This is a genomic window from Granulicella aggregans, assembly GCF_025685565.1.
Lineage (GTDB): Bacteria > Acidobacteriota > Terriglobia > Terriglobales > Acidobacteriaceae > Edaphobacter > Edaphobacter aggregans_B.
In genome coordinates this window covers 1,080,477-1,105,629 of record NZ_JAGSYE010000002.1, presented here as the reverse complement: position 1 = coordinate 1,105,629, position 25,153 = coordinate 1,080,477, and the positions used below count along the sequence as shown (strand labels likewise).

General features: G+C 58.3%; 11 protein-coding genes. 3 read left to right on the top strand and 8 right to left on the bottom strand.

The annotated features are described in order from the left end of the window. Window positions 1-267: 267 nt before the first annotated feature. From OHL18_RS14065 to OHL18_RS14045, 5 genes are all read right to left on the bottom strand, one after another. Complete coding sequence (locus OHL18_RS14065) at window positions 268-2,343, bottom strand: alkaline phosphatase family protein (protein ID WP_263375479.1); 2,076 nt, start codon at window positions 2,341-2,343, stop codon at window positions 268-270. Between the two features lie 166 nt (window positions 2,344-2,509). After that, entirely contained in the window at window positions 2,510-4,219 is a 1,710-nt protein-coding gene (locus tag OHL18_RS14060) for a multicopper oxidase family protein (protein ID WP_263375478.1), read from the bottom strand. Window positions 4,220-4,687: 468 nt separating this feature from the next. Then, the gene (locus OHL18_RS14055; protein WP_263375477.1) at window positions 4,688-8,098 is read right to left on the bottom strand and encodes an Ig-like domain repeat protein; all 3,411 of its coding nucleotides are present in this window, start codon (window positions 8,096-8,098) and stop codon (window positions 4,688-4,690) included. Window positions 8,099-8,130: 32 nt separating this feature from the next. Continuing rightward, window positions 8,131-11,898 carry a TonB-dependent receptor gene (locus OHL18_RS14050; protein ID WP_263375476.1) on the bottom strand — a complete coding sequence of 1,256 codons (3,768 nt, stop codon included), beginning with the start codon at window positions 11,896-11,898 and terminating at the stop codon, window positions 8,131-8,133. 79 nt (window positions 11,899-11,977) lie between these two features. Next, a complete protein-coding gene (locus tag OHL18_RS14045) occupies window positions 11,978-13,813 on the bottom strand; it encodes a family 16 glycosylhydrolase (RefSeq protein WP_263375475.1) in 1,836 nt (611 codons plus the stop codon). Between the two features lie 306 nt (window positions 13,814-14,119). On the opposite strand from OHL18_RS14045, the gene OHL18_RS14040 reads away from it, so the two are divergent. Beyond that, window positions 14,120-15,391, top strand: a complete 1,272-nt coding sequence (locus OHL18_RS14040) for a hypothetical protein (RefSeq protein WP_263375474.1) — start codon at window positions 14,120-14,122, stop codon at window positions 15,389-15,391. A 224-nt stretch (window positions 15,392-15,615) separates the two neighbouring features. On the opposite strand, the gene OHL18_RS14035 is transcribed toward OHL18_RS14040, so the two are convergent. Both OHL18_RS14035 and OHL18_RS14030 read right to left on the bottom strand, forming a co-directional pair. Then, complete coding sequence (locus OHL18_RS14035; RefSeq protein WP_263375473.1) at window positions 15,616-16,482, bottom strand: SapC family protein; 867 nt, start codon at window positions 16,480-16,482, stop codon at window positions 15,616-15,618. Window positions 16,483-16,531: 49 nt separating this feature from the next. Further along, complete coding sequence (locus OHL18_RS14030; protein ID WP_263375472.1) at window positions 16,532-20,956, bottom strand: ankyrin repeat domain-containing protein; 4,425 nt, start codon at window positions 20,954-20,956, stop codon at window positions 16,532-16,534. A 688-nt stretch (window positions 20,957-21,644) separates the two neighbouring features. On the opposite strand from OHL18_RS14030, the gene OHL18_RS14025 reads away from it, so the two are divergent. Continuing rightward, window positions 21,645-22,733, top strand: coding sequence for a Dyp-type peroxidase (locus OHL18_RS14025; RefSeq protein WP_263375471.1), 1,089 nt, complete (start codon window positions 21,645-21,647; stop codon window positions 22,731-22,733). Continuing rightward, window positions 22,726-23,541, top strand: coding sequence for a family 1 encapsulin nanocompartment shell protein (locus OHL18_RS14020; RefSeq protein WP_263375470.1), 816 nt, complete (start codon window positions 22,726-22,728; stop codon window positions 23,539-23,541). Before OHL18_RS14025 ends, OHL18_RS14020 begins: the two co-directional genes overlap by 8 nt. A gap of 37 nt (window positions 23,542-23,578) precedes the next feature. Here the strand turns inward: OHL18_RS14020 and OHL18_RS14015 are convergent, their stop codons facing one another. After that, complete coding sequence (locus OHL18_RS14015) at window positions 23,579-25,123, bottom strand: hypothetical protein (RefSeq protein ID WP_263375469.1); 1,545 nt, start codon at window positions 25,121-25,123, stop codon at window positions 23,579-23,581. Window positions 25,124-25,153 lie beyond the last annotated feature (30 nt).

Below are 25,153 nucleotides of genomic sequence, written 5' to 3'. Positions count from 1 at the left end.
TCGCAACGGATGGTTTTTCGAATACGATAACAGCCGATGTGCGTTTCCAGTTCAGATCGAGACTCGAAACGCGCATTTGCCGGAATGCCTAAATCCACCAAAGCTCGGCCAGGTTCTCACAGTTGCGGATTGGGTGGTGAGTCGCTAGTGGTGCAAAGGAGTGCAGCCATCTACAGCTAAACGTTGCGAAGAGGCATAGAAGGGTTATGCATAGGTAGCTGCTGGGGGTTGGCGTAACCAACCCCAGCAGCTACGAATGCGGCAGGTTTAGCGGAGATCAAAGTTGAACAGGCTCATCAAATCACCGATGGCCGGGCTATTGACCGGAACATACGGATTGTCTTCTACGGCAATTGGGTTGGGGAAGTTATCGCGGCTGCGGCGCGTAACCGTTTCCAGGCCCCAGTTCGCTTCGATGAACTTCAGGATCGACACATGGTCCGAGTACTCGTGGGAGATGTGACCGCCCTTGCTGTAGGGAGACACGACGAGCAGCGGAATACGTGTACCGTCTCCGAAGTAGTCGACTGGCTGCACGTAGCCAGAGTCGTAGTAACCGCCGCCTTCATCGAAGGTGATGAAGATCGCGGTGTCCTTCCAGAGTTCCGGGTTGGCCTTCACCGCGTCGACGATCTTCTTGGTGAAGCCCTCGAAGAGGTCGAGCTTGGAGGATGACGGGTGACCATCGACCAGGCCGCTGGGCTTGACGACCGAGACCGCGGGGAGGGTCCCGTTCTTGATGTCTTCGTAGAGATTCTCAGTGTCCTGGATGTGAGCGGTGCGAATTGCGGCATTGCTCATAATGGATTTGTCGTACTGGAAAGGATTGCAGATGTTGCAGTATTCGTCCGTGTTCTTGCCCACTGCGCCGTAGTTCAGCTGGTAGGGATCGTTGACGTAGTTGTTCCACTGGTCTCCGTAGTACTTCCAGGAGACGTCGTTCTTCAACAGATCGTCGCCGATGCTGGGGGTGGTTGAGGGCGGAATCGTGAAGACAGTGTTGTTGGCGTTTGTGTCGGTGAAGGCGTTGTTGCCGTTGCCAAAGTAGCCGGGATTGTAGTTGTTGAGGAGGTAGTAGTGACCCTTCTCGCAACGCGGGGAGATGGGAGTCGGAAGCGACTTCAGGTACGTGACGATGGGAGCCACACCCGGTTGCGTCTTATCGGAGCAGTCCGAGTAGGAACCGCCACCGTAGGATGCGGAGCCATAGGAACCGCCGCCGTAGCCGTCTTCGGTGTACCAGTTGTTGGTGTTGACCGCCGGGTTGGGATTCTCGACTTCATCCACGATTCCGGCGTTGGCCGTCCCTGTGGCTACTTCAACATTGTGAGGAGGGACCGCAGCGTTGCCGTTTGCATCTTCGAAGTAGATGGCATCGCCATGACCGAACATGATGTGGTTCGCACCGGTACCGCCGTTTACGGACTGGTGGAAGTTGTCGCTCATGGAATAGTCGTCAGCGAGCTTCTTGAAGTACGGAGCATCGCCATTCTGTACGTTGTAGAAGCCCATCGCGGTCGACCCTTCGCCCGTGGTCACCGCGGTCGAGGAGTACTCGGTGCTGAAGTTGGCAGGCTGCGCGATGCCGTTTGCGCCTGCACCTTCGGTCGTCTCAACCCAGGGGAACAGCTTGGCGTCGCAGCCGGAGGGGTTCTTGTAGGTGGCCTGATCGGCGTTGCAGTTCAGCTGTTGCCACATCTGGTAGAAGCGGTGAACCGGGCTTGCAGCGTAGGAGTTGTAGGTGAAGGTATCGCCGTTGGTCAGCTGGAACGGACCCGGAGGCAGAGCAGAGACGTTCGCGATGCGGGCGTCGGGGGTGTGGCTCTTCTGGCCCGTGCCGCCAGTGACGAGGTAGCCGTAGTAGTCGGCCGGAAGACCATTTTCTGACTGCTTTGCGAGAGTGAGGCTGTCGTCGGTGATGTAGGAGTCGGTCGGACCGCCGACGAGAGGAGCGGGGAGCACAGCGCCCGGAAACGGTACCGTGGCCGGGCTCAGGAGGAATGCATCCGGCTGACTGTCGGTGGCGGCCTTTTGCTCGGCCTTCTTGAAGTTCGGACCAGGGGTGCCGTCCGCCTTCACAATGCCTTCAGAGAGAAGGTTGAACACCTTCTCGCCCTTCTTCGGAACGTACGTAGCGAAGACGTGATCGAAGCTGCGATTTTCGCCAATGATTACGATGACGTGCTTGATGGGCGTGCTTGTTTCGTTGTCGCGAGAGTGCTTGCTGCTCACGGCCGGACCAGCTGCGAACGCGCTGCCGAGCGAGAGCTGAAGTATCATCGCGGATACCATTCCAGTGCGCACAAGTTGCGTGGCACTCAATGCAAGCTGCGTGGAAGACATAGATTTCTCCTTGGTCGGGCTTTCACCCAACCCAGTCATCAGAGCCCTTCCAAATTAAGGACCGGTCTTCATTGCTTGAACAAAGAGTGAATTATTTTCAATGGCACAAAGGTTGGAGAGACGGCTGTGTGCGATAGCCATCATGAGCGCTGACTACTCCGCTTTTCTAGGGGCGCGAATTAGATTGCGAGGAAGCGTATGCGGCGGTGTTGTTCTTTTTCACCGAGTCCGTGCTTGGTATAACCCGTATCGACCCCATCATCCCTTTATCCTCATGCTCCAGAAGATGGCAGTGGTAAGGGAACATGCCCACCGTGTTTGGATCGCGGAAGTCCATGCGAACACGGATGCTGGGATACCCAAGCGTATGCCCATTGAAGTAAGGAACATTGACGGTATCACGGACGAAGTCTTCGTTTACCGGTGTGCCAGCGTAGTCCAGTAACAGGAAATGGAGCTGATGAATGTGAAAGGCATGCAGCTCGCTGGACCGATTCTCTATGATCCAGTCCTCGACCGTCCCTTGTTCCGCCGTGACATTCGGCGCCTCGGAGCTCATGTCGAACATCTTTGGCTCCTGCCCATCGACAGTGAGATAAAACTCTATGGCGCTGGTCGGATCATTTGGGTCGGTCAGTTTTTCCGAGAAATACAGGTGCCGCACACGCACTGGCCTAACGCTTCCGATCCACGCCTGCGTGGGAGGAGGAAGAGGATCGGGCGAACCCTGCAGCTTCGACCGTGGTTCCGGTGCGTTGGGCAGGGCCACGATCTTAGCCAGCATCCGGTTTGTGTCGTTCTCCCCACCAGGGCCGGTATCGACCGTTCTTGTCACGAACAACCCGCGCTCCCCTTCCGCTGGCCCGGTAAGAATGAACTCCGCGCGCGCACCCGGAGGCAGACCGATATGCGTCTGGACATTCTGGGTCTCTATCCGAGAATCGTTGTGGTCGATGGGAACGCCATCCATCGCCACCAGTTGCAATGGCTGGGCGGATCTGCCAAACAGCACTTCGAGATTCAAGTAAGTGATCGCAGAAGCATTCAGGACGCGCCAAAGCTGCTTCTCGTTCGGCCTCATCTTGATTGTTGCCGGCGGATAGTCAGGATAGGGCACCGGGACATAGTTGATGGACAAGTCCTTGGCCGGTTTACCAAAGCCCGTACCGTTGTTCGCCGCATCTCCATCGCGGTCGATCATGAACTTTGGAACGACGGGCTCGGACTTTGCCGGCGATGCATTCGGGTTCACCAGGTCCTGATCGCGAATGATGAAGACTCGTTCTGGCAGCCCAGCCACAGATCTCCTTGCGCGCTCAATTCCTTCGACAATGAGAGCCCCGGATGCACCACCAAGGAGTTGATCCTTGCTGAACCCATGAATGTGGGGGTGATACCAGTAGAGCCCTGGCGGTTCATTGTCGGGTATGCGAAATCGATACTCGAAGGGTGCATCTCCTGGCTGTACAGAGGTCTTCATCACGTCGTCCTGGTGACAGACGGGCGGAATAGTAAGTCCGTGAAAGTGGAGGTTCGTCGAGACTGCACTCATAATGCCACTGGAACAGGGATCTTCTGAAGCGGGATGATGCGCATGGGCGTGAGGGTTTGCCGCGGCGTTTTTTGCAGGTTCCTTCAGCAAATTCTTCAGACGCAGCACGACGAGGTCGCCGGGAATCACTCTCAGGTTAGGCGACTCCCGACCCGCCGAATCGGCGTAGCAATATCGCGTCGCGCCACCCGGCTCCACGGAGTCGAAGGCGGTGAGTTGAACCTCGAGGACACCGTTGATGCTTCGCAGGTCTTCTGGCTCTTCGACGGTACTTCCTGCTTGAGGCCGCGGGCAAGGACTCTTGTCCAGCGATTGCGCATTCAAGGGTTGGCACAAAGGGACTAGGGACAAAAGTGCCACGGGAAACCAAATCATCTTCTTCATTGCGCAATGCACTCTCTGGCCGGCTGGGGAGATGCCTGGTCACCGATCCAGACCAGGCGCTGACCAGGCAAGTCTTCTCCAGTGAGATCAATGTCATGTAAATTGCAATCGAACGCTGGGGCAACTTTTGCGCTGGAGATCGATCGAGCGGCAAGAACCGCTCTCTCGCCGGCCAAAAGCTACTCTCTTGCAGATCCGACGGAGTGGTTTCTCGGCGAGTAAGGTGCGTCGAGTTCACTCATGGACGCTCGGCGAGTGCATTGGCGATTTGGCATTCATTCAGAGAAGTTGTTATCCAGTACCTACTTCTCCGCGCCACAGCCCCTGCAGAAGGGGCTGGCGTTCACGATCGGGAGGATTAGCGGATGGCGCGATCCAACGGACTATGAAGCGCACCATCTCTCATCTCTATTGAACGTCGAGCATGAAGGTGAACGACTTGGTAATTTCACCTGCCCCATTTGCCGGGATGGTTGTGGTCCCGTTCGGTGTCCCCGTTAGCGTTACCGTTACGGTAGAGCTTCCTGCGGGTGTGCTGACGCCGCTGGAGCCACAGCCAGTTGCGGAGAACAGCGCGACTCCCGAAAGAAGGATCGCTGCGATCCTGAAAAGACGGACGTGTTTCACGGCCAGGCTTCTCCGTTTGCGCCAGACACCGAGGAGCAGGATGCCGGTGAGGGGAAAGATCCACGCGGCCACAGTGGTTGGCGGTGGAGTTCCCGTAGTGACAGTCAAGGTTACGTTCTGCGGGCTAGAGCTCGCGGCTGAAAATGCGACCGTGGCCGGGAGGAACGTGCATCGCGTATTGGCGGGCAGGCCGGAGCAAGCCATATCGACGCCCCCGACGTAGCCGCTGATGGGAGCGATCGCGAAGGTGCCGCTGACCGAACCGGGCGCGGTGACAGACAACGTGCCGGGAGGATTCACCACGTCGTACTGCTGGCTTCGGATCGAGACGGCGATTGCGGCCGATGACGACGAAGCGAAGCCAGAGTCACCGTTATAGATCGCCAAGATACTGTAAGTGCCCAAGGGCAATGTGGATGTCGACACCGAAGCTATCCCGGTGGAGGTGTTCACCACGGCTGACGCCACGACGGTTCCATTGCTTATGAAGTTGACAGCCCCTGTCGGCTTGCTCGACGTGACCGCCGAGGTGACTGTGGCTGTGAGCACGACACTGGTCCCCGGTGGTACCGCCGCCGCGCTGCTGATGCTGCTTGTAAAGCTGGTTGCAGTGGGAGCAAGTGTAACCACGATGGTCTGCGAGTTACCTGCGCTCGCGGCGAAGTTCGTATCACCGCTATACGTCGCATCAATCCTGTTACTGCCTGCCGGAAGGCCGGTGATCACTGCTGACGCGCCTCCGCTTGCCAGACTCACAGTCTGATAGGGCGTACCGTTTACGAGGAATGTGACCGTGCCGGTTGGAGCACCGGTCGAACCCGCAGGTGCCGCGACCGTGGCGGTCGCAGTCACTGAAGTGCCGTAGGTGACTCTGCCGACAGGATTCGTTACGAGCGTCAAATTGGTCTTTGGAAGATTGATGCCGGTCCCGGTGAAGGCTCCGGTGATGGACGAGGCGTTAGCGGCATTTGAAGCCAAGGTAAGGGTCTCGGTCAGTGGGCCGGTAGCCGTCGGCGCGAAGACGCCAGCGATGGCGCATGTTCCACCGGCGGCAAGCGATGTACCCGACGCGCATCCGCTTGACGTTGGTGTCGTGACGGTGAAGTCACTGGTGTTCCCAGAGGCTACGTAGAGGGGCGAGCCGAAGGTGAGTGCGGTGTCGCCGTCGTTGCTCAGGCTGAGGCTCTGCGCCGTGCTGGACGAACCCGTGTTGATCCGGCCAAGGTTCAGTGACCCCGCAGTGCGCTGAATGCTCGCGACCGCAGGGCCGCCGGAGTCCACAAGGTACAAGTTGCCAGCACTGTCGGCAGCCAGGGCCACAGGAGTGGTGAACCCGTTGCCCAATGCGGTTGTGGCGTTCGTGTTGTAGCTTCCGTTGGTGTAGGCGATGCGGAGTACAGTCGGGACGCCGCTTTCGAGGACATAGAGGCTCTCTGAATCGTCAACCGCGATAGCGGTCGGTGAGGTCAGGCCTGTTACTACCATGTTAGTAGTGCCTGTGCGAACCTCGAAGATGCTTCCCGCGCCGGAGTCAGCGACAAAGAGATTCCCGGTGGAATCGAAGGCCAGCCCCGCAGGCGACGTGAAGCCGCTGCCAACGGCAGTCTGATCAGAGAAATTGAGTGCGCCACCCTGATTGGGAATGCGTACTACGGTTCCTGCTCCTGTGTTCGCCACATACAGGCTGCCGTCCGGTCCAACAGTCATCGCCGATGGGGATGTAAATCCTGTTGAGACCGTGATCGGCGTTCCGTAGGCTGTGCCTGAGTAGGGAACCTTCACGAGATTGCCAGCCGAGGTCGCAACATAGGCGGTACCATCTGCCGCAACCGCAGCGGCCACAGGCTGCGAGAGGCCGGTAGCGATCACCTGCGGTGTCGTGCTGCCGGCCTCAATCAAGGAGAGCGTACCGGCGGTCTTGTCTGTCACGAAGACTGCACCGTTCGGGTCGACGGCGATGCCCGAAGGAAGCTGCCATCCACTGCCCAGCGCGGTTTGGGTTCCGGGGTCGGCGGTCAATCCTGGTCCAGAACCCTGGCCTACGATTGCAACTGTACCGATCGTTCCAGCGGTTGAGGACAGCACGACAGCACCGTTGCGCGCTCCGATGCTAGCTGGAGTGAAGGTCAGGTTGATGGTGCAGGCCGCACCTTCCGCGTAGGACTGCCCAACAGCGCAGCTTCCGGAACCCGCGTTTGCGATCTCGGCCGAAGTCTCCACTCCCGAGGTGTAGCGAAGACCGGAGAGCGTCTGCGTGCTGCTAAAGATCACGTTGACCGTCTGTGCTGTCGAAGCGGTACCCACCGTAGTCGCAGCAAACCGCAGATTGCCAATGAGGTTCTTGAAGAGGTTGGTCCCATCGGTCGTGTAAATCGTGCCGTCTTGCGCGACGGCGACATCGCTCTGCGAGCTCCCTGCTAGGACGGTGAAGGCAGCCGCGCCATCGAGGGCGCCATGGATGAAAGGCACTTCGACAATGCCGCTGTACGTTGTGACGAAGACGTTGCCCGCAGCGTCCGAGCGCAATCCAATGATGCTGTTGAAAGTGGCCGTAACCGCAATCGGAGAGGTCGCTCCGGCGGGCAGACTGTAGAGTGTACCGCCCGTCGAGTAGGCAAGGTCGCCCACTGCGTCTGCGGCGATGTGCGAGTTTGCATCAAGCGTCGCGCCGCTCACCACGGAACAGACATCGGCAGAGGTGATCTTGAAGAGGGCCGTCTCGTTATTTCCAGCGGTATAGACGTTGCCCAGTCCGTCCGTCGCTACGACCTGCGTGCCCAGGTAGTACCCATCGATCGAGTTGCAGGCTGGCAGCAGATCGGTCGCGGCACCGCCCGCGATGGCAACCTGCCAGAGGTGCCCGGCGTAGTCCGTGAGATACGCATACGTATCATTTGCGGCGACGCCTTTGGGATAGCCGCCGCCTCCAGATGGCGCGGTGTAAAGGGTGATCTCCGCTCCGCCATTGGCGGGCTTCTCGGCGAGGATGCCTGATCCTGGCCGAGAGAAGAAGATATCTCCGCTCGAATCGACGGCAAGCGCCTGGCTCGCGGAGAGATCGCTATAGGGCGTTGTGCGCGACGACGTGGCCGCAGCGGGTGGAGTGAACGTCTGCGCCGCGGCGATGGTGCCTATGCAGGCTCCGAGGCCAAGCACGAGGGCAGAGAATTTCGTTCCATAAGAGGTAGGCATGATCGAGTCCTCAAATCCTTTCGTGGGTTGGCTTAGAAGGTGAACTTGGCCGCGACTTCAACCACTCGACGACCTTCTTTGATCGTCGAAGTGCCGAAGCCGGCTGCCGGTGTCGCGGACGCTGGGTTCGAAGTGTATCCGTCGGCGGCGAGGTTGCTGAGGTTCAACTGGATCTGCTGTGGGAACGAAGTGGAGAAGCTCGTAAGCGGATGGTTTAGGAAGTTGAACGCGGCAAATCGGAACTGCAGGTTCCGGTTGTCTGGAAGCGCCAAATTGCGCACCAGCGTGAGATCGCTGTTGAAGAAGGCGGGCCCGTGAATGTAGGGCGCGTTGAATGGCCCATTCTGCCCAATCTGCGGAAGCTTGAAGCAGTTTGGATTTACGAACTGATTCGCTGCCGTATGTACCCCGGGATTGCACGTAAGAATCGGCTGCAATTGAACGTCCGGCGTACCCAGGAACGTCCGGTTGTCCACGTTCAACTGCGTGCCTCCGCTGGGCCCGAGCTTGCCCGTGAGGTTGAAGTTTGCATAATACGTAGCCTGCAGATCAGGCCCGCTCTGTACGCCGGTGATGCCGGAGATGGCCCAGTTGTTCAACACGGCCCTCAGCGCTCGGGCACCTCTGAAGGGCGCGCCTTCGTCATAGCTGTAGCTCGCGTTGAAGATGTGCGTGCGATCGAATGACAGCACGCCGTAGTTGTTGCGCAGGTTGGTCGCATCGACCGCATTGCCGTTATAGAAACCGTCCTTGATGCCGAGCGCCTTGCTCCAGGTGTAGTTCACTCCGTAAGTCAGGTGTCCGCTCTGCTTGTTCCAGCTGGTCTGTAGACCGTTGTAGTACGAGTACAGGACATGCCGCGGAACATAGACATTTCCCAGCTTGTTGTAGGGCCGATAGTCATTGACCTGTGCGGTGCTCAGGCTGTCGATCGCGCCTAGCGGCACGACCGCGCCAGTGACGGGGTCGGGATGAAAGAAAGCTCCCAGAGGAACAGGGTTGATGTTCTGCAGCGAGAGGGTGAGGTTGTTTGCGTTCTCCGCTGAGAGATTCCGTCCCTGGTTGCCCACGTACGCGATCTCGAACTGCGATCCCTTCGGAAGCTGCTGATCGACTGTGAAGCTGTACGTGTAGGTGAGCGGCTGCTCGTCATCGGTGCGATCGAGAGCATAGTTATTCGCAGACGCGGATCCCGAGCTGAAGTTGCCCGTACCCACTGTTCCTGCAACGTTCGATGCGCCGATCTGTTTCAGGTCGATTCCGGCACCACCGGAGACCGAAGTCACCGTCACGCCCTGAGCCTGTGCGGCGGCGAGTTGAATCACATTCCAGTTATCGTGGTTGCGGTACATTCCCCAACCTCCACGAAGCATGGTCTTACCGTCGCCGAACGCATCGAAGGCCATACCTACGCGCGGCTCATAGAACGCGAAGCGCGCTGGTACTCCCGCATTCGGGATGTTGGGATTGATCCCATGGTACGTATAACCCTGATGCGCGCTGGTCGGATCACCGGCAGTCGTGGGATCGAAGACCGAGATGCCCTGGCCGTGCGCATCCTGCCATGGGCCAAGGTGCTCGAAGCGGAGTCCATAGTCCACCGTCAAGCGCGGCGTGACCTTCCACGAATCCGTTACGTACCAATTGATGTTCCAGAAGTAGAGGTTCTGTTGCGGCTCTATATTTTGCTGGTTGAACTGTTCGATCATGCCTTGCAGGAAGTTGGCAACGTAGTTGCCACTGCTCGTAACAATCGTTCCGTCCGGGTCGGTGAAAGTCGAACCGAAGTAGTAGTTCGCGATGCGACCGCTCGTGCTCGACACCGCCGAGGAGAGCCTCTGATTGTTGATTACTTTCTGTATATAAATTCCCGCCTTCAACGTGTGTGTCTTCAGCTGGAAGGTCACATTATCTGTAACCGAAGGCAGCGCCTTCTTCGCGTAAGGCTCTCCAACAGAGAAGTCCGGAGCAAGGTCGAGCGGCAGACCATCGTTGCCATAGTCGCTGAACTGCGGGAACTGCGTGCTCTTGCTGATCGGAGCTCCGGTCGTCGGATTGGAGAGCCCGTAGTAAGTATCCGGATATCCGATCGTCGACTTCAGCAACGCACTCGGAGTCTTTGGCACGAACGCCTGGTGCAGCCACGTCATGTTGCCTTGAAGTTCATTCGTCAACCGAGGCGAGAGGATCACCGTAAGGTTCAATCCGCCGGTCTGTGAGTCGATGGTGCTCAACAGGCCGCCACCGGGTGTATCGATGCCGCCCATCGGCGCGGTTTGCGAAGGAGAGTAGTAGGGAACCTCGGGAACCCCCTGGTTGCCCCGCTCCACGTTGTAGGTGCCGAACAGCTTCACCTTGTCGGAGATGGAATAGTCTGTGCGGACACGACCCTGCCAAAGGTTGTTATTGATCAGGTTGGTATGAAAGTAGTTGAAGCCGTTGAGTGGGGTGCTATTAGGCAAAGGCAGCGTGTTGAGTAACGCTAAGGTGCCAGGATCGAAGTAGCTCGAAGCGATCTGGCCGTTGCCGATGGTGTGCGCGTCGCGCGTCTGGGTGGGCACCGCGGCGATGTTGTTGTACGAGGCGTTGGCAATGATGGAAGACCCGTTGGCGTTGCAACCGCTGATAATGCTGGTGCCGAGATAGGCCTGCAGGGTTGGGCAACTGAAGTCGCCCGTGCGCATGGCCGCAGTGGGCACAAGCGCGTGAGAGATTGCCTGCGACGCACTGCCATACGCGTAGATGTTGCGCTGTGCGTAATCCTCTGCGCCAACAAAGAAGGTCAGCTTCTTCAAACGGTTGAACTTTGTGCCGGGAATGATCACGGGTCCGCTAAGATTGCCGCCCGGATAGACGTAGCGATCGGTTGGCTTGAGCTGCCCTTCGTACTTCGAGAGCCAGTCCTGGGCATTCAACTGGTAAGTGCGCGCATACGCGTAAAGGCCGCCGTGAAAGTTCTGCGTGCCCGACTTGCCGACGGCATTCACAACCACCGGACCATTCGAAGTCTCTGCCGTGAAGTTGGAGGTCTGTACCTTTACCTCTTCGACCATGTCGGAGTTGACGTTCTGCACTGAGTCGCCATAGTTGCCGGGGTCGGAGACGTTTGCCCCATCGCTGAGCAGCGTGACGCCATTCGCCGCGTTTCCGTTGGCGGAATAGGAACGCAGCGCGCCGGTCACATTTACCTGCGAAGGATCGTAGGCCTGGTTATCGATGCTTCCGGAGGTCTGTGCGATAGCGAAGCCTGGCAGCATCTTGACCAGTTCGCCGACATCGCGGCCTTCGATCGAGAGCTTCTGAATATCGTTGCTGGTGATGAGCGTGCTGCGCTCGCCGGAGTTGATGAGGCCGACATCGCTGGCGGAGACGTTGACCACCTGCGTGACCTCACCGATCTGCAGCGTGACCTTTGAGAGGTTCTGGCTGTCCTGCGGATTCAGGTGAATGCCCTTGATGAGATTGCTTTTGAATCCGGCATACTTCACTTCGACCGTATAGTCCCCCGTAGGGACAGCGGCGAAGACGAAGGTGCCGCCGGAGTTTGCCTTGGTGGTGCGGACGCTGCCCGTGCCCTGGTTGGTCAACGTCACATCCGCGCCGGGAATGGTGGCGCCGGTGTCGTCTACAACGTTGCCGCTGAGCGTGGCTGTCGTTGTCTGCGCGGCAGCGGGTCGTGGCGCGATGGCCATGACACCGGCGAGCAGGAGTGCCAGGACAAGCGGAAGTCTAAGAAAGAGAGACTCGAGGCTCCACTGTGCGTTTGCGGAGGAGTTCGGTCCTGAGTTGAGGAACTGCATGTGTTGCCTCCAGAAAGGATGAAGCTTGTTCTTCGAGCACGAGAGCGACCCGCGACAGAATCTTGTTTGTACGAGCGGCTTATTGTGGCCTTACCGCAAAGAGATCCAGATTCGCGATTGCTCCGGAGACCCCGGCGGAGTCAGTGACCAGTGCCAGGGTGTGCGCACCGGCAGCGAGATGCACGATGGGCGACTTGATCTCTCGCCACTGTGTCGCGCCGCCCGTATCCGGAATCGCGAAGGGCTTTGAGAGCGGCTTCTGGTCGAGATTGAAGTGGAGGGTGCCTCCCGCGCCGGCCGATGCCGCCCGGACGGAGAGTGTGTAGTCGCCGTCGTTGGCGATGTTCACGGAGTAGTTGATGTAGCGTCCCGCCTTGAGGCCTGACAGGAAGTATCCGCTCGGGGCTGTGCTGCCGGGGTCGCCGATGCGCTGCGTGGTTGGGCCTGCGTCGCCAAACTCAGAGCTGTAGGAGTAGCCACGGCCACCGGTGTCGAACTGCTCTGCCTGGACGACCCCGGGAATCGGGGCGGCCTCACCCTCGAAGGCCGCGTCGGTTGGGGTGACCGAGACGTAGTCGAAGCGGGCGGAGTTGGGCGTCTTATTGTCACGAGCGGTAGCGATGAGGCCTGCCAAAAGGTCGTGGCGCATGGCAAGCTTTGCATCGCCGATCGCGGTCCAGCTCTTCCCGTCCGCTGAAGCGGATGCAGTAAAGACATCGCCATTTCGCGCAACCTTGACCCACGTCGCTGAACCTTTATAGAGAACCTCACCGGGGATGTCGCCACGCTTGTTGCGGAAGCGGAAGTGGACACTGCCATCGGGCGAGAGAAACGCCATGGCAAATGCCGCCGCCGCGCCGCGCCCCTCGCGAAGCATCACGCCGGCCTTAGCCTGGGCCACCTTGCTGGTCTGGTCGAGGACATGCGCGCTGACTTCGCCATCTGCCGCCATGGGCTTGTAGGCGAACTGGAATTGGTCGAACCGGCCCGAGATGCCGAAGCCACCGCCCGCCACGGTATGCACGCCATCGTGAAAGGTGGAGCTGCCGGGCTCGGAGGGGCCACCGACGTCACAACTCGACCAACCGGCGGCGAGCGCCTTTTCGTCCGGCTGGTAGACACGCACATAGTCGACGACCATGGTCGGCGTAGGACTGGTAGAGGCATCCGGATATCCGAAGAACCCTCCGCCCATGGCAAGGTTCAGGAGCAGGGAGAACGGCCCGCGGTCCTGCTCCCAGACCTCTTTGCCGGTCATGCTCCCGACTGACGTTCGCTCGTATAACGATCCATCGACGAAGAAGTTCACCTGCCCCGGTGACCATTCGACAGCGAACTGATGCAGGCCGTTCGAGGGCTGGCCCGGAAAGACATAATCAGCCGCCTGATCCAAGAATCCCTGGCCGGATTCGGGGGCGACCGGCCCGTGGACTGCCCCGTGGATCGTTAGCCCATCGAGCTTTTCGGGAGCGCCCGGTTGCGGATTCCACTGCTCCATGACGTCTATCTCGCCGGTAGCGGGCCAGTGGGTGCTCGCGTCCTCCATTCCCATAGCCCAAAAGGCCGGCCAGACTCCGTGACCCGCAGCCGGGATGCGGATGCTGGCCTCCAGTCGTCCATAACGAAATTCAGGCACGCTGGTCAGGCGGGCGGAGGTGTATACCGGAGCTGCCATCTTCTTCGCGCCGACCGTGACCGTGGCATCCGTCTTGATGGCAACGATGACGAGGTGACCCTTGCCATCAAGATAGGCGTTCGGTTGATCAGGCTTGCAGGGTGGGGTTGTGGAAGTGCGTGCGCAGTAAAACTCTGCTTCCTCATTGCCGGCGAGAGCTGCTCCTGCTCCGGACTGGAACTTCCACTTCGCGGGATCGGGGGCGGAGCCAACCGGCCCATCGAACTCATCGCTCCACACAAGCTTCCAGCCAGAGGTCTGCTGAGCCGGGGCGTCGGAATGGATCGAAAAAAGGGATGCGCCTAGACAAACGATTGCCAGGACACCGGGTCGGCCCGGTTTGATGTTCTCTTTACAGGTAGTCAAAATGTGTCCCATTGGAAGCGATCCCAACGGTATGTTCCCGTAACAGGCACTTGATAGGTGTTGTACTGCATCGCACTCGCGGCGATGGGGCTTTGCCTATTGTTATGAACCAGTTATAGATTGCGCGGGTGTTTTGGCGGGGAGTATGATACTGTCCGGCAGCATATCGACAACGCAAAGATGAAAAATGAAGTAAAAGGAGTCTCGGCTGAGAGCGTGGAACGGCAGCTAAGCCGCCTGCGCAACAGCCCCTTATTCAGCCATAGCCGCCGATATCCGATCTTCCTCGACTATGTGGTGCGCAAGACGCTGGATGGGCATGGCGACCAATTAAAGGAGCGAACAGTAGGTGTCGAAGCATTCGGCCGACCGTCGAGCTATGACCTTAACGCCGATCCGGTAGTGCGGGTCACTGCGGGCGAGGTGCGCAAGCGGCTGGCGCAGTATTACTACGAGCCCGATCATCAACACGAACTGCGGATCGAGCTTCGTCCAGGCTCCTACGTGCCGGAGTTTCGTCTCGTCGGGGAGACGCCCGGTTTCGCGACGGAGGCGGCACTTGATCCTGTCGAGACCTCAGTTGTGGAGGACGCGGGACGGGTCGATTCACCGCCGTCGACCAGTGTCACGATTCAACCCCTGCCTTCCCTGGCAGTCCCGGATACGGCGCTTAGTCCTCAAGCGCGGAAGTGGAGACGGGTTGCCGCCTGTTTTGGGGTCGCCCTCTTATTCGCGACAGGAGGCGCAGTCCTGCCTCTTCTGCACCGCCCCTCCGCGACCGACACTTTCTGGCGACCGGTCGTGGAAGCGAATGGTCCGGTCCTCATCTCAGTGGCCTCGGTCGTTGCCATGGTGAACAGCAATGCCGTTGCTCCAAATCCTTCGAGCGTAAGTGGTCACCCCCTCGCGCTCGATCCGATTGCGATCTCTGATGCAACCGCCCTCTCGAGCATCCAGCAGGTGCTGTCGGTGCGGGAGAAGACGAGCACGCTCGAGTCTTCCACGGGCACTTCCTTCGCGGATCTTCAGAAAGGCCCAGTCGTCCTGATCTCTGGCTTCAACAATCAGTGGACGATGCGGATAACCAATCCGCTGCGCTTTTACTTCGTTCGCACCTCGACCGACGACTACACCATTCAGGACAGGACAAACCCGAAGCAGGTATGGGGCATTAACACTGCGGGCCCCTTTGTTAAGATGGATCGCGATTTTGGCATAGTCGCGAGGTTTCACGATCCAACGACCGAGCAGATTGTCGTCGTAGCGGCGGGTATTGGAGAGAACGGAACCATTGCAGCCAGTAGATTCCTGACCGACGAGCGCTATCTTTCTGAGTTGAAGCGCGAGAGACGGCTGCCGCTCCCAGAGCAGAACTTCGAGGCAGTCGTTGAGACGCAGATCATCGACGGCAAACCCGGTCCACCACGTGTTGTGGCGACCTATCTCTGGTAGCACCCGGCACCGTGCGTACCTTGGTTGGTGGTTTGCCCGCTCTGTGACAACTTGCGTCGATCAACCGGCTTCGGGCTTCCCCGTCGATCGACTGCATTGGGGCGGCAGCGTAAGGCCGAAAGATCCAAAGCCGCAGACAATTCAATCCCCGGCCCGCCGTGCTGTGTGAAATCCCCTCCGGAACAGACTGCCTGGGATCATGCAGCGGACCGTAAAATCAATCGTCACGCTGTTCTTGATCTGAGGCCGGGAAGAGGCCTGCGCTTGAGGCGAAATTCCTCCGCAACGTCCGGCCTAGGCACATTGAGTTGTGCGGAGGTCTCTCGCTGGGGCAAAACGATGGTTGGACGCCCTGGCAGTTTTGCCAATGTGACTAGATTTTGCCATCGATGCGAAGAGAGAAGTTGAGCATAGATCAACCCGAGCCAACCTTTGGCGCGCCACTCGGTGAAGAGGTTGTCCGAGACAGCGTCGAATCTCTTGGGGTCTATCGTCAAAAAGCCACTCAATTGAATTTGCTCGCCTTCACCCGTCTCAATTTTCGCATCGTTAGGCACGAGCAAATCTTGGGCCCGCAATTCGCTGACAAACGCGTCGGTCAGGTCGCCTTGTTGACGGAGGGCTGCGCAAAACTCCATAGCATTTTTTGTGAAGTCACTAGGTTCGTTGCCCTCGAAGAGGGGATACTCGCCTTGTGGCCCCAGCATGTCGCTATCGGAGTCGATGCATAAGACAAACTGCTTGTTGTCCGCATCGTCCATCAAGATGAACGGATAACGCCGGAGGTACGCGGGCAGGTAAGTGTCGTCCGCCCATTGCCCGTTATTATCCACGAAAAGATTTTCACTGTTTCGCAGTCCCACGACGGCAGCAGGTATGGGGACCGGTCCATCAGCGAATACGATGGGATAATGAGCTGAAGCCAATGGGAACTCTTCAATGAGTATAGGAATGGCGTTTGTCTCCGCCGCAAATCGGAAATGTGTTGGTCGAGAGATCTTGAGGTCAGCATCCTGGCTCCGATCCAGCGGGCGCGGTGAGCGGTAGAACATGGGTAACGACTTCTCGGCATTGGAATCGGAATCAGGCATATGCGCCTCTCCTCGGAGGGATTTTTAGGTGCCTTTGATTTTGCTGAATCTAGCCGAAGACACTGGGTTGCCCGTCGATTTCGATGGGCAGCTCCTCCATGAGTAGCTCCTCGTCGTATAGCTTGAGCTGCCCAAAACTGAATTTCTCCTCGTTGCCATCGCTATCCCTGATGCGGATGGGGCTGGCGGCCACCAGGACGCCCGTTCGAAACAGGGCATTCTTGAAGACGACCGTCGTCTTGAAGTGGATCTGATCATTTCCTGGACGAGTTATTTCGCCAATCGTCTCAAGATTTGCTCTGAATGCGTCACGGACCTCATCCGTCGCCTCAGAAGTCCACCTAATTCGATCGGCATTCTCAGTCACCAGGAATCGCCCCAACTTACCACGCACGAAGTGAAAGAAAAAATAACAATATTGAACTACCGACCGATCATCTTCTAAATGGATGCCCCAGCGCTCATTGGCTTCATAGATCGGTTCATTCGTCCAATCGAGCATGATGAAGTCATCGTCCGGCCCGAGAAGGGCAAACTGCTCCCGTGGCCCGTGACGCCCCGTATCCTCGGCTGCGACAAGGTAGACGTTGCGGTAAAACGGCAGCGGCGCGGCGCGCAGGCGCATGTGCTCCAAGCGCACGACAAAGGTGCTCTGAGCGCTGAACTGATAGTGGAGTCTGGCCCACCTGTCCTCAGGCATGTCCTCAAAGGTCAGGAAGGACGCCTCATCACTGACCTTGAGACGGTGCCATGTTGCCGGCTCCACGGCACCATGCTCAATGAGCGCAACAGCCAGAGCCGTGTTTCCGGCTTCATAAGCATTGTCGATGGCACTCCGGCCTTCCCGGTCTTGCACAGAGACCGGAGCCTCTTTGCTGAGAAGAAGGGTAGCGATTTCCAAATAGCCGAAGCGAGCGGCATGGTGTAACGCGGTATCGCCAAAATTGTCCCGCAGCTTCGGGTCGGCACCCGCGGCGAGGAGAGTGCGGACGATCTCCAGATTGCCTTCAGATACCGCAAGGCTCAAGTGGTCGGCGTTGGGATAGCCGGCCAACGGAGTCACCGAGACTCGACGGCTGGAGCCTCCTAACATGGCAGTTGAAACGAGACGATAGTCACGGTCCAGAGACAGTTCGCTAGATAACAGACTCTTTACTGCGGGGAGAGAGTTGTACTGAATCGCCAAGGCAAGTGCGTCCATTCCAGCCGGATTGAGTAGCTTGCGATTCGCACCGGCCTCTACCATTAACTCCACTACCTCTGAATGTCCCTTTTTCACCGCGCACATGAGCGGAGTCCACCCGGCCTTCTCTCGAGCGTTGACTAAAACCCGCGGATGCTTGAGCAAGATACGAGCGGTATCGACATCTCCGTCATCGCATGTGTAGTGAAGTGCGGTCCAATGATTTACTGCCGGACGGTTCACGTCTTCGCCTGCAGACAGGAGCATCTGGACGATCCGCCCGTAGCCGTTCGCGGCGGCTGACGCGAGCGGGTGAATGGAATCGCGGTTGGCAATGTCCCATTTCGCGTTGCGGAGCAGGAGCCGATCGACAAAATCTACCTTGCCCTGAGACGCAGCATGCAAGAGGGCAGTGCTCCCATTCTCATCAGTGATGTCAATGGAAGCTCCACATTCGATCAAGACGTCAATAAGCCGAGGATCAGTTTGTCCGAGTGCAGCAAGTAAAGGAGAGTAGCCTTGCTCATTCTGGCGGTTGGGCGCAGCTCCCGCCTCGATAAGTTGTTTGACGATGTCAATATGTCCGCGTCCGCATGCCACGATAAGCGGCGTTATGCCAGATTTCGTAGCGTAGTCGACGGGAACACCCTTGCTGAGCAGATCGCGTACTTCGGCTACATCGCCACTGCGGGCAGCTTCCGTCAGCAGGTTCCATCCCTCTTCCGACGAAATCTCCAAAGACGCACCGTGTTGCTTCAAATACGCCACCACATCCGGGTGATTCTGCTGATAAGCCCAAAAGGCGGAGGAATAGCCAAACTCGTCTAGGATATTGGGATCGGCCTTCTGCACTTCCAGCAGATACTTTACGATTGGAAGGTGACCGCCAAACGCCGCTGCTGACAATACAGTGTTCCCTCCTTCTGAAATGAGATGCATCGCCGCCGGGTCTTTGTCAGCCAACTTTTTGAGCAGCTCAAGGCGCCCGCAGAGGGCAGCCAGATGGGGCACGCTCATGCCTCGGCCCACTGTGGATCGGATAATCCTGGGATCTTCGAAGATCGATTTGCTTTGAAGAGGACCATCCCCATCGGAAGTCAAATCTTCTCGTGGGGAAATCTCCTGGCGGTCATCCCCTGTAATCGCGGCCCAGAATTGCGGACGAACGCCGCCGGGTTCGCCATTGCGGTCCTCGATCTCGAGGTGTCCGCCGGCCTTGATTGCGTCCACAATGCCGGTGAGATGGCCGCCGTTGATCGAAGCGATCAGCTTTTCGCTTTGCCTTTGGGCTTCGGCTGCGGTGAGATACTCCCTTACATGAGCGTTTCCCGCGACAAATGTGGGGTCGGCCGCCGCAATCGCCCGAATCTCATCCAGTCGCTCGCCGCGCAGCTTGATAAAGCGCAATCGCCTCCCGGTCTCCACCCACACGAGGGCATCGCGCTCTACCTCGTCGCGCAGCTTCAATTTGGCCTCTGATTTTTCCACCCAGGATTTGAGGTCGGGCCACGCCTGGAAGAGAGCGGCATGAGCCAGTTGCACTGCCGGTTCACGATCGATTTCGGTGGATCGGAGCAGGCGCTTGCGGGCCAGGACGTTAATCAGACCGAGATCGATTCGAGCGGCCTCGATCTCAGAGCGCTGCGCGATTCTGCGGGACAGCATACCGTTGCGTATCTCGGCCAAATGCTCGAAGAGTGCCTCGAGGCTCTCTCGCGTGGTCTGACCGGAAGCTTCGCCGGCGAGTTTGCTGACCGCTCCGGTGAGGCCACCGAGGGTCTCGTAAGCATTGAAGGTGAGTGGGTTGCTGCCTTGTTCCAGCCGGAGGGTCTGCAGCGTGTAGCCGACCAGAGGAAGCGCTCCTTCTTTGGCTCCCATGGCATCGTCCAGCAACCGCGTGATGAGTTTTTTTTCGATTTCGACGCCCGCTGCCTTGGCCGGTTTTTCGATCATATCTTCCAGTTGGTTGCGATCGGGCGGGTATAGCGGAAACCACTCACTAGCCGCGCTTTGAAGCACTTTTTTCAGCGGGGCCAGGTTCTCGAATTCGTTCCGGGTATCGGTGCGCAACGTGCAAATAAAGCGGACGTTGGACGACTCTGCCATGATCGCGATGAATTTGACAAAGGCGAGTTTGAACTGATCACTCACATTCAGTAAATCCTCCGCCTGATTGATCGCTACAATCAGCTGAGATCCGGCAGGGGAACCGGCAAGCAAGGGGCTGATCACCAATGCCTCCATCTTGAGACGTATGGTGCCGGCATCCTCGGAACTTACCGATAGATCGTGCAGTGTTTGAGATAAGTGGTGGGCGGGATTGGAAATAAGCCCGTACTTATTCGAGTCGATGGTCTTGACCGCAGAAGCGAAGGACAAAAATGGATTGCCTTCGAGTTCGAGTGGCTCGAAAGTCACCTGCCGCCATTCTCCCCCGCCCGCTGGCACCGAGCCTTCGATCAGCCGGGGCAGCAAGCCGGCTTTCATGAGTGACGATTTACCCACTCCAGAGTCACCGTGGATGATCAGCAGGTGGGGGCTGTCCTCACTCACAAGACGCTTGACAAGTTCGTCGATCTCCCCGGAACGACCGAAGAAAACCTCGCGGTGTGAGTATTCAAAGTCAAACAGTCCGCGAAACGGATAACCGTCGAACCTGGGAGCTTCAACTTTGCTTGCCTCTTTGTGTTCCTGCCAGGCTTCGATTCGTTTCAGTTCGGGTTGCAGAGCACCGTGAGCCTGACTTACGACAAATCGGACGTCGCGATAGTAGTTGATTTTAAGTCTCTTGCCGTGGCGGCCTTCGAGATCAGTAAAGAATTCGTGTAACAGATGAAATTGCCGCTTGCCCTCTTCAATCTCCCGCCGGTTCCTCTTGTATTCCTCGTCGTTGCGCCCCTGTGGCACCGGGTCGCCGAAGTCCTTATGGTAGCGAAATATGATTACCGGCCTCTCTGGATTCTCCAGCGCACATTCGAGCTCGTACTGCGAGGCCGATAGATAGTCTTTGCCGTCGAGATTCATGGGCGAGCCGAACCGCCACTTGAAAAGCATGACAACGATGTCGCAGCTGCTGGGATGGCAGGCCTGGTTCACCATTTGCTGAGGATTTGACTTCGTCGAGAACCCGATCGGCTGATCAGGATCGTCCCAGGTGAATGGCTCCAACTTGAGGTCTTTAAATTCCCGGCTAAGTTCCTCCTTAATCAGAGAAACGACCGCATTTCGCTCTTCGGAGACGTCGCTCGGGCCGCCGACGAACAGTCGCACGCGGGGTACGCGGTCTGGCACGGGATCCTCCTCTCTGGGACACTGTGGTCCCAGTCATTGGTAACAAAAACATCAAATTCCGAGAGGGTATCGAACCAGCGTAGTCTAGCGCACGGGCGAGTTTTTACGCCACTAGAAAGTGGGCGGCCGCATAATTTCATTCCAACTGGGTGCCTATCAGTTCAAGAAAGAGTCTCCATGGGCACTTGCAGGTATACGCAACAAGTTTGCATCCTCGTTTCTACTCTGGCGGGACTGAAGCATTGCCATTATTCGCTCCGATCTGTCTTCACTGTCGAAGTAAGCCGATGCGGAGTAACACCGAAATCCAACTCCGGGCGGCCGCGCTTACTTCAGCGGAGGAGTAGAAACTTACTCGTGCCGCGGAGCGCCTCAGAATGAATTAGTCGGCCCTCGGTGAGCAATTTGTAGAACTAGGGGGTCTCCTTGATCTTCCAGACTCTATTCGCCGACAACGAAGGTAGAGCCCGCAGAGGCTGTGAAGTTGTTCATTCGGGGATGCCAGGATTCACAAGCAGTCCTCGAAAGACCAATCCGATTGGCAAAAGCGGCGCAAGGCGAGATCCAGCCTGTTTTCACAATAAGCCACAGCCCGTATCAAATACCTTGATCACAGGAAGCTACCGCATCGGTTCCCGCATGTTGGCTGAGACGATATACTCGCCGAAGACCAAAGGATACGACCACGTTGAGCAAGACCGAAGAAAGATCGACGACAGTTGTTAACGAGGTAGATCAAGCTCCTCTCCCGCAACCGGTGCTTGGGCCGCTGACGCGCGCGGCGATCTTCCTCGTTGTTACAGTGAAGCAAGACACGGAGAGCTACGCTGCGATTCGCTCCTTCTGCAACGACCTCGCAGGACTGATTCGGGCGGTAGAGTTTCGCGACATCGATGCCGGTCTCACCTGCATCGCGGCATTTGGTTCAGACGTTTGGGGCAAACTCTTCGGCAATCCCCGGCCGGCGGAACTTCACCCTTTTCGGGAGTTTCGCGGTGGCAACCGGTATGCGCCCGCGACGCCCGGCGATGTGCTGTTTCATATTCGCGCCGGACGAATGGATATCTGCTTCGAGCTGGCGACGCAGATCATGGAACGCATCGGAGATGCAGTTTCCGTCGCCGATGAGACCCAGGGCTTTCGCTACTTTGAAGATCGCGATCTCATCGGCTTTGTCGATGGCACCGAAAACCCGCGCGGCGCGGTCGCGCTCGGGGCCGCGCTCGTTGGCGACGAGGACGCTGCATTCGCGGGCGGCAGCTATGTCTTGATTCAGAAGTATCTTCACGATATGAAGGCCTGGAACGGGCTCTCCACGGAAGCGCAGGAGCGAATCATCGGACGAAAGAAGTTGTCCGACATAGAGCTAGACGAGTCGGTGAAACCGAGCAATGCTCACAGCGCGTTGACGGTCATCGAGGAAGACGGGAAAGAGCTTAAAATCCTGCGCGACAACATGCCCTTCGGCCAGCCTGGCCGCGGTGAGTTCGGCACGTACTTTATTGGTTACTGCCGGACGCCGCGCATCACGGAGTTGATGCTGGAAAACATGTTTATCGGCCGGCCACCCGGCAACTACGATCGTCTGCTCGACTTCAGCCGAGCCATCACGGGCGGACTCTTCTTCGCGCCTTCCGCAACATTCCTTGAGGAGTTTGGAAGCGAACCGGCGGCGTCGACGAGCCCCGCTTCATCTCTATCATCCATCCAAACACCATCACCTGTGCGGGATACATCTCTCGGAATAGGTTCGCTTAGAGGAGAACGAAATGAATAACCTTCATCGGGAGTTGGCACCCATCTCGGACGCTGCATGGGAACAGATTGAAGAAGAGACCACGCGCACGATCAAGCGATATCTGGCTGGCCGCCGTGTCGTCGATATGCCGGCGTCCAGCGGCGTTGGCACGTCTGCTGTCACTACGGGCCACCTTCTCGGGATCGACGCTCCCGCTGAGGGCATCATCGCCCGCCAGCGCGAGGTGAAGGCTTTTGTCGAGTTGCGCGTTCCTTTCGAACTCAACCGTCAGGATATCGACGATGTAGAGCGTGGCTCTGACGACTCCGATTGGCAGCCTGCGAAAGATGCAGCAAAGACGATCGCCTTTGCTGAAGACCGGTCGATCTTCGATGGCTATGCTGCCGCGAAGATTCAGGGAATCCGTGAAGAAACTAGCAACCCCATCATGAACCTTCCGACCGATGTGCGTGACTATCCGGACGCCATTGCGCAGGCTCTGAATCAACTGCGTCTCGTGGGAGTGAATGGCCCCTACTCTGTGCTCCTTGGCGCTAAGGCGTACACCGAGCTGACCGAGACCCGCGATTATGGACATCCGGTTCTTGAGCACATCAAACGGATCGTCGACGGCAATATCATTTGGGCACCCGCGATTGAAGGGGCGTTCGTTCTGAGCACGCGTGGGGGAGACTTCGAGCTTGACATCGGACAGGACGTCTCTATCGGCTACCTCAGTCACACCGATACGACCGTGCGGCTGTATCTGCAGGAGACGTTTACGTTCCGTGTCCTGACGAGCGAGGCATCGGTAGTTCTTTCGTCCTCAGAACCGACTCCTGCTTGAATTCGCAGTCGATTAGGGTAGATCGCTGTTCGGGTGATTAGACAAACTCCCGAATGGGAAATCTGCGGCGTAACGGGCCGAGTGAAACTGGACCAAGCGTCACGGTCTCGGCGACTGCCACACCGTCGAGCGTGATGCAGGGTGCCTGCGCGCCGACGTTGCCCTGGAAGTCGATGCCGAGCGAGTAGAGGCCATGAGGCTGGCCTGTGGGGACGATCAGACCGCGGGTTCCGTCAGAGTTCCATGCGACAAAGAGATCTGTCAGACCACCGGCAGCCGACCAGGCGGGAGTCATCTGGATCCACTGCCAAATGCGCAGCCACGGTAACGGTTCGGGGCTTTCGATCAGGAGTGCCTCAATCGTGTTGCCGCTGGTATTTGTGATGAGGCTGATCTCGGTATCGGGAACTGCCAAAGGCTTCTGGCAGCTCGCGAGTTGCGGCAGGCCGAGCGCGGCTATGAGGCCATCGAAGATCGCGCTCGAAGCCTGTTGGAAGGAGCTCCATGTCTGGGTGGTTGCGGCGCGATCGACGACCAGGTCGCCTGCCCCGGAGCCCGAGAGACCGGGGCTAGCAAGCAGGTTGTCGGCCAGTGGGTTGAAGATGGCGACGAGGTCATTCAAGGCGCGGACGGCGATCAGGTAGTTCTCTTTCGCAGTCTGATAAGTGGAGAGGCCAGCCGATGTGTTGACCCAGTCCTGCGCGCTGATGGCGGTTGCATAGTGACGCAGCGGAGTCGCAGTGGCCACACTGGTCAGTTGTCCCGTCGCGTTCGCCATCTGATCGGTGAAGGTCTTGTAGCGCGAGGTGGTGAACTGCACGCGCTCCAGCGTGGTCAACGCGTCTTCGTAGGCGAAGTATGCCTTGAGCGCCGCGAGCAGGCCGATGGCATCGGTCGCCGAGAGCACCGCTGCGAGCGAGCCTGCGCTCCCGGTCTGCGCCAAGGCCAAGTCTCGACCTTGGCCTCGGCGCAACGGCCCAGCGACCACGTCAAGTGTGTAGCGCGTCTTCGGGTAAAGCGGACGGAACCAGAGTTGCGTCGCGGCGGCTGCGGCAGCTTGCTCCTCGGCAAGATGCAGAAGTTCTCCGGCGATGATCGGATTGATCGTGGCGATTGCGGAGTCGCCGCCGCGAGCGTTGATGACTGCGTTTGCTGCCGCAACTGCCGGACTGATCTGCCGCGCCGAGTCAGGCAACGGGTCAGGCTGCAGCTTTGCCTTGACTGCATCCAGGGCGATTGCGGAACGCTGTTGCAATCCGGCTTCCTGAGCGCGGCTGCCATTGGCCAGCGTTACGTCGAACGCGGTCAGCGCGATGGTGAAGCCATCGAAGAGCGTCGCCGAGAGCGGATTCGCATCGAGGCCATCGACGAAGATCCTGCCCGAGAGACCGCCGGAGCCGATGGTCACACCGTCGATGTTGACGGTCTGGCCGCTCGAGAGCTTCAGTCCCGTCGAGATGCCGTTGCTGTCGCTGGTGACGGTGAGGACGCACGGCCCGAGCGCGGCGTCCGCTGCCTGTTGCAGGATCGCTGCGCCTTCAGACTCAAGCAGCGATAGCGGTAGTAGCGATAGAGTCGACATGCCTGTGACCTTCTTCCAGTGAGTTTGCTC

Excerpts from the sequence above, each read along its gene's own strand:
- OHL18_RS14065 (WP_263375479.1), bottom strand. The coding sequence starts at position 2,343 with ATGTCTTCCACGCAGCTTGCATTGAGTGCCACGCAACTTGTGCGCACT.
- OHL18_RS14055 (WP_263375477.1), bottom strand. The coding sequence starts at position 8,098 with ATGCCTACCTCTTATGGAACGAAATTCTCTGCCCTCGTGCTTGGCCTC.
- OHL18_RS14050 (WP_263375476.1), bottom strand. The coding sequence starts at position 11,898 with ATGCAGTTCCTCAACTCAGGACCGAACTCCTCCGCAAACGCACAGTGG.
- OHL18_RS14040 (WP_263375474.1), top strand. The coding sequence starts at position 14,120 with ATGAAAAATGAAGTAAAAGGAGTCTCGGCTGAGAGCGTGGAACGGCAG.
- OHL18_RS14035 (WP_263375473.1), bottom strand. The coding sequence starts at position 16,482 with ATGCCTGATTCCGATTCCAATGCCGAGAAGTCGTTACCCATGTTCTAC.
- OHL18_RS14020 (WP_263375470.1), top strand. The coding sequence starts at position 22,726 with ATGAATAACCTTCATCGGGAGTTGGCACCCATCTCGGACGCTGCATGG.
- OHL18_RS14015 (WP_263375469.1), bottom strand. The coding sequence starts at position 25,123 with ATGTCGACTCTATCGCTACTACCGCTATCGCTGCTTGAGTCTGAAGGC.